The following is a 10,631-nucleotide window of genomic DNA, read 5'->3' on the forward strand; positions in this document are numbered from 1 at the left end:
CACCCACCGCGCCCCGCCCCTCACTTCGCCGTCGGCGCCCCCGCGTGGCTCAGTCCCGCCCCGCTGTCCGGACAACGACCACCACCCGGCCGGGGCAACGCGCCCCCAACCCGGCAGGAGGACCCCCGCACCGTGCCCCACCACAGCACGTCGGTCGCCGAGGCCCTGGACATCGCCGACGCCCGCCACTGGACCATCCGCCCCCCGGTCCGGCCCGCCGCGCGCGTGCGTCATCTGCTGCGCCGCCAGGGCGCCGCAGAGCTGGCCCCCCGGCTGTTCGCCTTCCCGGATGCGGTCACCCGGTGGGCCGCAGGAGACACCAGCGGCCTCACTCCCGCCCAGCAGGCCCTCATCGAGCGGGAGATCTACCGCGCCTGGCAGCCAGATGTCAGGCGCCGCGCCCACCAGCAGATCCTGCACCACGGCGGCTCCGTCACCGTCCAACTGCACGCCCGCTTCACCTACACCACCAGCTGTGGCGAGTTCTGCGACCCCCGCCTGCGCTCGCTGATCGAAGACCTGCCCACCGTCCACGCCCGGACGCTCTTCGAGGCCCGCCACCGCAACGCGGACGAGGACGAACTGCGCGGCATCCTGGCCGACGGCATGGGCGAGGCCTACTTCTTCCGCGCCCTGCCCACCGACCAGCAGCAGGCCGCTGTCGCCATCAGCGACCTCCACCTCGTCCAGTTCCACTACTGAGCACCCCTCCCAACAGCGGGGCGCCCGCGCCAGGCCGCCAGCCGCACACCCCGGCGCCCGTGACCCGGGCCGCCCGCCGATGCGAAAGACACCACGCCCATGGCCCTCATCTACGCCTTCCAGGACACCGCCGGACACTGGCACGGCGACCTCGACACCGCCCTCGTCGCAGACCCCGGGCACGGCACCCTCACCTATCTCCCGGTGCCCGGCACTCCGGAGGCAGCCAGCCCTTTCGCGGGGCAGACCCTCAACGTCCTGTTCGCCGTCACCGACCTGGACCCCGGCCCCGTCGCCTACCAGCTCGACAGCGGCGGCACCTTTACGGCCTCCTGGCACGTGCACGCCCTCCTGGCCACGCCCGTCGGCAGCAGCCGCACCGTGCCGAACCCGCCCGACCGCGACAACACTCCCGAGCCGTACCTGGAGCCCGTCAGCACCCTCGCCGGCGACATCGAAGGAGAACTGTGCGGGGACATCGACACCGCCCACCTCGACGGCCTGGCCCGGCTGCTCGGTGCCGCAGCCCGCGCCACCCCGGCACAAGCCGCCGCCCCCGTCCCCGCCACAGGCCCGGAGCCCCCCGCCCCGGCTGCCCCGCGGCGCGGCGAGCCGTGGACCGACGAAGACAGCGCCCACCTGGCCGAGAGATACCGTCATGAACGCGACTTCGCCGCACTGGGCCGGGAGTTCGGGCGCAGCCCGCTGGCCATCCACCACCAGCTCGCCCGCCTCGGTCTCACCCCCCGCCCGGCCCCGCCGTTGCCCGCCGCCCGGCCCGCGCCCGTGCCGAAGCAGACCCACGGCCCCACCTTCGAGGAACGCCGCAAGACCCACAGCCGCTCCCACGAGGGATGGACGCAGGCAGAGGAGAAGCAGCTCGCCCAGCGCTGCGCCCAGGGCGCCACAGCCGAGGAGATGAGCCGGGAGTTCGGCCGCAGCGAGAGAGCCATCAACAAGCGTCTGAGCGTCATCGGCGCACAGGGCCCCGCCGCCGACAAGGCCCGCACACCGGAGTTCTGACGCCGGCCGGCATCCCCGGACACACCACCCCAGCGACAAGCCTGATCAGATATCTGATCAGGCTTGCATTCTGGTGAGGGGGCCGATACCGTTCAGGCACGGCAGGCACCCGCATCCCGAGGAGGCAGCAGTGCTGCTGACCACGGGACAGGCAGCCGAGGAACTGGGGTGCGCCGTCACCACCTACCGCCGCCTCATCAACGCGGGCGTCCTGCCCGGCCTGTCCCGCCGAGGCGTCCGCGTCATGACGCCCCTGCCCGTCGTCCAGGCCCTGCAAGAACGTTCCCACGCCCCCCTCCGCCACCTGCACGCCACCGAACTCGCCGTGCTGCGCGTCGACGCGGCACGCCCGGTCGACGACGGCCGGCAGTGGATCGGCTACGCACCTCACCTGGGCCCAGACCGCCTCCTCAACAGCCTGAAAGGCTGGTGGCGGTGCGACGCAGCCAGCATCGCCGCCGCCGGAGTGCTGCCAGTGACCCTGTCCGGGTACGTGGTCGCCGTCCTGACCGGCCTGGACACCTTCGAACGCAACACGCAAGGCCGCTTCGCCTTCCCCGACGCACGGCTGGCCGGATACGTCACCGACCTGGCCGCCCCCGCAACCGAACTGACCTCCCGGGTGAAGAGCGACCGCACCCTCGCCGAACTGCTGCTTGCCACCCGTCTGGAATCGCACTCCGGCGGAGCGGTCGCCTACGTCACCACCCACACCACAAGGCCTGCGACCCGCCGGCTGCCCGAGGAACCGTGATGGACGCACAGAGCTACAACACCGGCCTGGCCGAACTGCGCACCCTGCGCGAGAACATCAAGAAGACCGCGGCAGCCCTGGCCAGACTCGAGACGGAACGCTCCAACACCATCACCGCACTCGCCGGCTACAACAAGGCCAAGGCCGACCGGATCGCGCCCGCTGCCGGAATCAGCGTGGCCGAGGTCGTGACCATCGCACCCCAGCTCGCCCCCGACAGTCTTGCCACCGCCCCCTCCTCCGGGCCGCACACCCATGCCGTGGCACAGGAACCCGCGCCCGCGGCGCAGCCTCTTGTCGCACCGGCGGATGCCAGGCAGGCCCAGGCACCCCTCACCGCAGACGGCGGCTCCCGCACCCTGCCATCCCTGCCCGGCGGCAGCACAGCTGACCGCTGGTTCACCCACGCCCCCGGACTGGTCTCCCAACGCCCGCCCTTCGTGCAACGGCCTCGCGCCACCGTCTTCCTGGACGCCACCACCGGCGTGCTGGTCCACCGCGACCACACCACCCGCCTCGATCTCGGTGACCGGTCCGCCGGAGCCCTCCTGACGGCCGTCTTCCACACCGTCCCCGAGAGCGTGGAGCGGATCTACATCACCGCCGGTGACCCCTGGCACCGCGACGCCGACCGTTACCCCTACCTGCGTGACGCGGTCGCCGCCTGGCTGAACGCCCCCATGCCCGGCTGGCACACCGACACCGGCCACGGCAAGGATCGCCTGGCAGGGCACTTCGTCCACGCCCGCAACCCGGTCGGCCGCTACCAGCGCGAGGGCGGCGACCACCGCGTCGAAATCCGCTCCGTGGGGGAGTGGTTCGACCTGGCGGACGGCGACGACCCCGCCATGGTCCGCGACGCCTTCCTGCTCCTGTGGCAGGAACTGCGCCGCCGCTGGCCCGACGCCGTGATCATGGGCTCGCCCTCACAGACCGGCCGTGACCTGTGGACCCGCACCATCCCCCAGCGCGGAAAGTACGCCGACGGCTACCCCGTGCTGTCGGAAGAACTGCGCGGCCTGCTGCACGCCACCGCGGGCCAGGGCCGCAACGAACTCATCACTCCGCCCCACGCGCCCGGGCAACTGCCTCAACTCGTCGAATACGACCGCACCTTCGCCTACGCCAAACACACCTGGAAGTCGCCCGTCGGCACACCCCGTCGTATCACCAGCCGCACCTTCGCCTCCTGGACGACGCAGGAACAGACCAACGCCCTCTACGGCTGCGGCCACTGGCACGTACGGGTCACCGTCCCCGACGGCTGGAACCACGTCGGCCTGCTGCCCGCCCCCGCCCCCGGAGAGCGCGCCTGGCACTACCCGAGCGCACCGGGCAGCACCTTCACCACCTGGGCCGGCGGACCCGAGATCCACACGGCACTCAACAACCCGATCCAGCCCTGGAAGATCGAGATCATCGATGGGATCCTCTGGGAAGCGGACAAACCCCTTGCCGACTGGGCCAAGAAACTCAAAGACACCTGGACCAACCTCTCCGCCCAGGCCCACTACCAGGGCGATGAACGCCAGGCCCGCGCCGCTCACCTGGCCTCGCGCGCCGTGCGCGCCATCCTGCTGTACGGCATCGGCTCGTTCGCCCAGCGCCCCCGCATGGTCACCGGCACCACCCCCCGCAACCTGGAGCGGGATGTACCGCCGGACGCGGAAATCATCGGCTTCGACGACGAGCTGATCACCTGGCAGCGGGCCACCGGGTTCGCCCGTGATCCCAACGCCCACCCCGAATGGGCCGCGACCGTTTGGTCCGGCGCCCGTGCCGCCCTGCTGAGCCAGTACCACCGAGACGACGACACCTACGCCGGAGCCCTGCACACACCCCCCGGCACCGTCGTCGCCTTCCGCACCGACGCCCTCTACCTCACCGAGCCCCAGAACTGGCCCCACCACCATCAGCCCGGCGACTACCTCTTGCGCGGCCACCTCACCGGCCCCCTGGCCGCCCCCACCACCGAGGAAGAACTCCTCACCCTGCGGGACACCGGACGAGCCGCCCTCACCTCCGCCGGGCAGGAGACCTGATGCCGCCCCGCGCCCGCCGTGACCGCCCCAGCAGCCAGAGCGGACTGAACGAAGCCGCGCAACTCGCCGACCGGCTACAACAGGCTGGCTACACCAAACGCGACATCGCCCGCATCATCGACCGAGACCCCTCCCTGGTCTCGCAGTTCTACACCAGGAACAAAGGCGCAGCCTTCGCCACCGCCCTGCGTGAAGTCCTCACCGCCGTTGAGACCGGCGGTATCACCGACCTGCCCGAACTCGCCGCGATCGCCGCCCGCCACACCCAGCGGCGCACCACCGCTTCAGGCGCCCGCGCCCGGGTCCGAGGCAAAGCCGTCCTCATCACCCCGACCGGCTCCGGCGCCGGCCGCGTCGCCGCCCAGGCGATCGCCTCCGGCTCCGCCCGCCTGCGCCCCCTGATCGCCGAAGCCGCCCGCCGAGGCCTGCGCCTGGCCTTCACCGTCCGCCTGGCCAAGACCGCCTACCTCCACCCCTCCGGCAGCCGCACCGACTCACCCGGCGTCCGCCGCGACGTCATCCAGCGCGCCGACCACACCGAGGAACGCTCCTACGGCTCCGCCCAGACCGGCGGCTTCGACGCCGCCGACTTCGCCCGCCGCGTCGACGCCGCCGGAGGCGACGTCACTGCCGCTGTCCACCAATGGCTCGTGGAGACCGGGCGTATCCAACCGGACGCCCACATCCTCCACCTCGAAATCCGCACCTGGCGGCCCCGCTGACGGAACCCGTCACGACACACCAGGCACGGCCCGAACACAACGCCGCACGGACACCCCGGTGACTTGCAACAGTGGGGTGAACACCATGGTGCTGTCGTCGGGCGAACGAGTGAGGGCTGCGGCCACCGCACTCATGCAGCTGACGGGGGAGACACACAGGCCGATCTTGCTGCGGCGTGGGAATGGGGCCAGCACAGGTCAGCCGCCACCTGGCCACTGGACGACTGCAAGCCGAGGCGGTCACCGCGAACAATCTCGGCCCGGCCCTGAATGAGACCGGTGACCTCGACGGCGCCGCCGCGCACTACGAACGAGCCCACCGCATCTTCCACGGCATCGGCGACGAACACGGTGCGGCCAACGCCGTTCGGCAACCGAGCCTGGGTGCACTTCTGCCGGGGCGAACACTTCGAGGTCTGCGGGAGTTCAGCACGGCACTGGCCTACTACACACGCAGCGGCGCCCGCCGTAACGTCGCCATCACACTGCGCGGCATAGGCCTGACCGAGGTGGAGCTGCGCCAGTTCGACGCCGCCATCGGGCATTTGAAGGCCGCGCTTGCCACACTGGACGACCTGGGCCTGCACCTGGACACGGCGATGGCACTGAACTGCCTCGGCGAGGCCTACCTGCGCAGCGGCCAGCCGCGGGAGGGCGCCGAGTGGCTGGAGCGTGCCGTTGTCGTCAGCCGCACGTGCGGCAGCCGCGACGAGGAGGCGAGAGCACTGCACCATCTCGCCCTGGCAGCGGCAGAGTTGTCCGGCGCGGTGCCGCGCACCGACCGGAAGAACCGACAGGACGGGTGAGGGGGAGGCCGTGAGTTCGGCACGTCCGGTCGGACAATCAAGGGTTCTTCCGGGGCCGGAGTTGTCGTCGCCACCAGGACAAAAGGATGAGCTGATCTGTGCGTGTCTCACGCTGATTGCCCGATCGGGGCAATTGCCGTGGCGGCGGTGCCTGTGTCGGATTGCCCATGCAGTCAAGATCTCTCTACGGTGGGTGTCTGTCCCCGGTGGGGATGGACGGTGTGAAGGGGGCTGTGTGGAAGCCGAGTTGGCGGCGCTTGCGGCGTCGGGGGCGACGACGCTGGTGGCTCTGATGGTTTCGGAGTCGTGGGAGCGGGCGAAGGGTGCACTGAGCCGGTTCTTCGGACGGCGGGCCGCGGGGGAGAACGCCGAGGAGGAACTGCAGGCGTCGAGCGCGGAGTTGGGTAGCGCGCAGGTATCGGGTGACGTGAGCGCCCGGGCGGACCTCCAGGCTCGGTGGCAGCAGCGGCTGGAGGAGATCTTCCGGGAGGATCCTGGAGCGGCACAGGAACTGGCCGGCCTGCTGTCCGAGCTGGCGCCCGACGCCTCACGCACGTTCGTCAGCCTCGTGAGCGGTGGGGTCAACTACGGTCCGGCCTTCCAGGGTTCGCACATCCACGGCGGCATTACATTCAACGTCCAGCCCGCCCCGTCCGGACCGGGGCCTCACGCTCTGCCTGACCAAGTGCCGCTCACCATGGTCCCGTTCAGCAACCGCACGGCCGAACTCGCGGTGCTGGACCAGACCCTCGGCACGCAAGAAGGCAGCCTCGGGCCCGTCCGTGTGGGCGTACTGGACGGACTGCCTGGAGTCGGCAAGACGACCATGGCCTGGCGGTGGGCGGAACGGGCCCGGGCGCGGTTCCCGGACGGGCAGCTGTATGTCGACTTCGCCGCCCTGCGCACCCAGTCCGCACCGCCGGCCGGCGCCGGTGCGGACGTCTCCGAGGCCCTGGCCATGTGCCTGAGATCGCTGCCGGGAAGCGACAGCGACATTCCGAGCTCGCTCGCGGAGCGGACCAACCTGTTCCGTTCCCGCTCGGCTGGCCTGCGCATCCTCCTCGTCCTGGACGACGTTAACCAGCCCGCGCACGTGCGTGCACTGATTCCCAAGGGCCCGGGCAGCGCTGTCCTGGTCACCGGCCGGGGCCGACTCGGTGAACTGGCCTTGGACGGGGCCCGGTTGATCTCCGTCAAGCCGCTGGACGCGCACGGCGGACTGGCGCTGCTGAAGGACCGCTGCGGCCCGGAGACGGTCACGGCCGAACCTCAGGCGGCACAGCGCCTGGTGGAGCTGTGCGGCGGCCTGCCGGTGGCACTGCAGGTCGTGGCGGCGCGTCTGGTCACCGACGACAGTCTGAGCATGACCGAACTGGCCGCCGAACTTGATGACGAGGCCAGCCGGCTGGCCGGTATGGCACTGGACGGTGAGGAGTCCTCGGTGTCCGCTGTTCTGGGTCCCTCCTACCGGCTGCTGCCGACTGACGCCGCCCGGCTCTATCGCCTGCTCGGATGGCTGCCGGTCGGCGTCTTCGACGCCGGCGTGGCCGCGGTCGCCGCCGGCCTCGACACACCGCGCGCCAAACGCCTGCTGGGCGTCCTTGCGAAGGCGAGCCTGGTGGAGGCATGGGGCGACGGCCGCTACCGGATGCACGATCTGGTGCGCCTGCACGCCCGGGAGCGCGCGGTGGACGAGGAACAGGAGAGCGAACAGGAGGCGCTCATCGGCCGGGTGGGCACGCACTACCTTGCGCTCACCGCCTTCGCTGACCGGGCACTCAGGCGCGAGAGGCTGCGCATCGCCGACCTGTCGGCCGTCCTGCGGGACGTGGACGACCCCTTCTGCGCCCCCGGCGGTCCGTCTGCTCTGGAGTGGCTGGACACCGAGCGCGGCGCAGTCCTGGCCGTGCTGCGCATGGCTGCCCGGCACGGGCTGCACACCCTGGTCTGGCAACTGGCAGAGGCGTTCACGGTCCTCTTCCTGTACCGCCGCTACCTGGGGACGTGGAAGGAGTCGCTGGAACTGGGGGCCGAGGCCGCTGCGGCGTCGGCGGACACAGCGGCCGAGGCGCGGCTGCGCAGCCTGCTGTCGCGCCCGTTGCTGGACCTTGGCGAGAACGACCGCGCGGAAGCCGAGCTGGAGCAGGCTGTTGTTCTTGCCGAGGCGTCCGGCCATCTCGTCCTGCGCGCCTCCGTGCAGGAATTCCTCGGCCGCTACCGGGATCTCTTCGAGCCCTCCAGTGCCGTCGAGGCGTATCAGCGGTCCCTGGAACTCAACGAGAGCGCCGGGGAGGCGCGTGGAGCAGCCATCGCCGCATTCTTCCTCGGATGCGCCCAGAACGCCCAGGGCGATCACACTCAGGCGTTGGCCACCCTGCGCCGGGCGCTGCAGGACCTGGAGTCCCGTGAGGAGCCGGACCGGCGGATGGCAGCCAGGGTACGGGCCGCCATCGGCGGGGTACGTGACCATCTCGGCCAGAGTGAAGAGGCGATCGGCGACCTGCGCGAGGCGGCCCGGACTCTGAAGGAAGTGGGGGCGACGCACTATGAGGCGCAGGCCCTGGTGCGGCTTGCCGACATCGCACAACAGACCGCAGGCCGCGAGGACCTGGTGCGCGAGTGCCTGACCCGGGCCGTCGAGATCTACGAGGCGGCCGGGAGCCACACGGCGGAGAGCCTGCGGCAGCGGCTGGACGGTCTCGGCCGCTGAATTCCGGCCCGGCCAGAGGGGAAGGGGTGGCAGGCCCGGGGCTACCGGGCCGGCAGCGCGGAACGAAGACGCAGGACAACGTCCTCGTCCCGCACGCCACCGACCCGCAGCGTCACCCGGCTGCCGTCCAGCGGATGCCCCGCGCGCAGACACGCGTAGACAACCGTGGCCGACAGGCCCGGATCCCCGGCCGGGCCCGTGGCGGAAGCCTCGACCACCCGGCCGTCCCGGAGCCCGACCAGACAGACGCCCTGGCGCACGGCCGAGGCCGCGATGAGGCTTCCGGGCAGTTGGGCGAGCGTGTTCCGGATCCAGCGCAGCGCTTCGACCGAGGTCGCCGCACGGCGGCTGCGCACGAGCACCGAGGCGCTCTCGGCCAGCCGCCGGTCGCGCTCCTCGCTCGTACATGCCAGGTGGGTGAAGGATCCCGGCGGGACCGGGCGAGCCTCGTCGAACCCGCAGACGGCAGCCGGGAAACGGGACAGAGAGACGCTGACCTCCTCGCCTTCCTCCGTAACGACCGTGGTCGCCTGCCAGGAGGTGACCGGTGAGAGGGGCGGATCCGTAATCGGCAGCATCAGCGCAGACGGTGGCGGGGAAGCAGGCTCAGGGAGCTTCAGCAGGCGGTAGAGGACAGCGCGCAACCGGGCGAGCGCATGTCCCGGCTCGGCGAAAGCCCGATCCGCGACCCTGGCGTAGCGTTGAGGCGGGTGCCCGCGCACGACATCGTCCACCTGCCGCAGCAGGTCCCCGCGTGGATCGAGCCGGGGCGCAACCGCCGCCAGCTCGTGGACGGCCGTCCCGGGCACCGCATCACCGCCGAACGAGGCCAGCAACAGTGGCATACCCGACGATGCCCCGTACAGCGTCACCGAGCCGTGATCGCCCACGAGGACGTCCGCGGCGACGAGCGCGGGCCGCCACGCGTGCACGGCCGGCATCAGGAGCAGTCCCGCGTCCAGGGCAGCGGCGTACAGGGTGCGGATCTGCCACGCCCCGTGGGCCGACCACACATTGGGGTGGATGATCGCGCCGACCCGGTACTCGTCACAGGGCAGCTGCGCGAGCAGACGCGGGAGAAGATCGGGGAGGCGTCCCAGTACCGACGTCGGTCCCCAGGTGGAACTGACCATGACCAGACGCTGGTGTTCCGCCACGCCCAGCGCCTCCCGGTAGGCATCCCTGCGCGGCCGACTTCCGACAATCTCGTCGAAACACGGGTCGCCGACCAGCAGTGTGCGCCCAGCAGCCTTGGGGTGGGCAGCGAGCAACTGCTCCTCCTGCTCCGGATGCGAGACAGCCAGCCACGCACGTCCCGTCTCCAGCAGAGAATCCGCCACAGCCCCCGACAACCGCTCACCCGGACTCCGCGAATCCGGCACGAACTTTTGGAAGCCGACGCCGTGCGGCAGCACGAGAACCGGGCAATCGCCCTTCGGCACCTCGATGTTCTCACTGGCGGAGAGGATCAGGTCGGGGGTGATGCTCCCCAGTTGTTCCCAGGGCATGACCCGGCACCCGGCATCGTGAAGGAGTTCGAGGACACCGGCGTTGAAGGCGGACGTGGGGTCGTAGGCGAAGACGACGCTCACGCGGTGGTCGTCACACAGGAGGGACGGCAACGTTTCGAGGACCCGTACTGTCGAGGTGACGGTCCGCGCGGCGACGACCAGAGTTCGTTCACCGGGAAAGGTGCTCCAACGGTGGGCATCAACGCCCACCGGCACGCGAAGCGGCCCACTACTCGACACCGAGGCCGCCTCTAACAAACCCGCGTCTCCCGCTGGTCAGCGGTCTCGCGGCTCGCGGCTCGCGGCTCGCGGCTCGCGGCTCGCGGCTCGCGGCTCGCGGCTCGCGGCTCGCGGCTCGCGG

Annotated in this window: 8 protein-coding genes; 7 read left to right on the top strand and 1 reads right to left on the bottom strand. The window is 71.2% G+C overall.

From position 1 onward, the window contains the following. Positions 1-132 precede the first annotated feature (132 nt). The 7 genes from tpg (at position 133) to ACTT8P_RS29955 (ending at position 8,759) form a co-directional block, all read left to right on the top strand. Positions 133-702: a telomere-protecting terminal protein Tpg gene (gene tpg / locus ACTT8P_RS29925; RefSeq protein WP_442834898.1), complete on the top strand. Its 570-nt coding sequence runs from the start codon at positions 133-135 to the stop codon at positions 700-702. 99 nt (positions 703-801) lie between these two features. Then, entirely contained in the window at positions 802-1,725 is a 924-nt protein-coding gene (locus ACTT8P_RS29930; RefSeq protein WP_442834899.1) for a hypothetical protein, read from the top strand. Positions 1,726-1,855: 130 nt separating this feature from the next. Further along, positions 1,856-2,479: a DNA-binding protein gene (locus ACTT8P_RS29935; RefSeq protein WP_442834900.1), complete on the top strand. Its 624-nt coding sequence runs from the start codon at positions 1,856-1,858 to the stop codon at positions 2,477-2,479. Beyond that, positions 2,479-4,521 carry a hypothetical protein gene (locus ACTT8P_RS29940; protein ID WP_442834901.1) on the top strand — a complete coding sequence of 681 codons (2,043 nt, stop codon included), beginning with the start codon at positions 2,479-2,481 and terminating at the stop codon, positions 4,519-4,521. The genes ACTT8P_RS29935 and ACTT8P_RS29940 overlap by 1 nt, the downstream gene beginning before the upstream one ends. Next, on the top strand, positions 4,521-5,243 hold the full coding sequence (locus ACTT8P_RS29945) for a helix-turn-helix domain containing protein (RefSeq protein ID WP_442834902.1): 723 nt from the start codon (positions 4,521-4,523) through the stop codon (positions 5,241-5,243). Before ACTT8P_RS29940 ends, ACTT8P_RS29945 begins: the two co-directional genes overlap by 1 nt. A gap of 182 nt (positions 5,244-5,425) precedes the next feature. Beyond that, positions 5,426-6,049 carry a tetratricopeptide repeat protein gene (locus ACTT8P_RS29950; protein ID WP_442834903.1) on the top strand — a complete coding sequence of 208 codons (624 nt, stop codon included), beginning with the start codon at positions 5,426-5,428 and terminating at the stop codon, positions 6,047-6,049. Between the two features lie 235 nt (positions 6,050-6,284). Continuing rightward, on the top strand, positions 6,285-8,759 hold the full coding sequence (locus ACTT8P_RS29955; protein ID WP_442834904.1) for an NB-ARC domain-containing protein: 2,475 nt from the start codon (positions 6,285-6,287) through the stop codon (positions 8,757-8,759). 41 nt (positions 8,760-8,800) lie between these two features. Here the strand turns inward: ACTT8P_RS29955 and ACTT8P_RS29960 are convergent, their stop codons facing one another. Then, positions 8,801-10,486 carry a hypothetical protein gene (locus ACTT8P_RS29960; RefSeq protein ID WP_442834905.1) on the bottom strand — a complete coding sequence of 562 codons (1,686 nt, stop codon included), beginning with the start codon at positions 10,484-10,486 and terminating at the stop codon, positions 8,801-8,803. Positions 10,487-10,631 lie beyond the last annotated feature (145 nt).

Source organism: Streptomyces sp. JW3, from assembly GCF_052216785.1.
GTDB lineage: Bacteria > Actinomycetota > Actinomycetes > Streptomycetales > Streptomycetaceae > Streptomyces.

What these genes read in the sequence shown, in the direction of transcription:
- ACTT8P_RS29940 (WP_442834901.1), top strand. Translation starts at nt 2,479, where the DNA reads ATGGACGCACAGAGCTACAACACCGGCCTGGCCGAACTGCGCACCCTG.
- ACTT8P_RS29950 (WP_442834903.1), top strand. Translation starts at nt 5,426, where the DNA reads ATGGGGCCAGCACAGGTCAGCCGCCACCTGGCCACTGGACGACTGCAA.
- ACTT8P_RS29930 (WP_442834899.1), top strand. Translation starts at nt 802, where the DNA reads ATGGCCCTCATCTACGCCTTCCAGGACACCGCCGGACACTGGCACGGC.
- ACTT8P_RS29945 (WP_442834902.1), top strand. Translation starts at nt 4,521, where the DNA reads ATGCCGCCCCGCGCCCGCCGTGACCGCCCCAGCAGCCAGAGCGGACTG.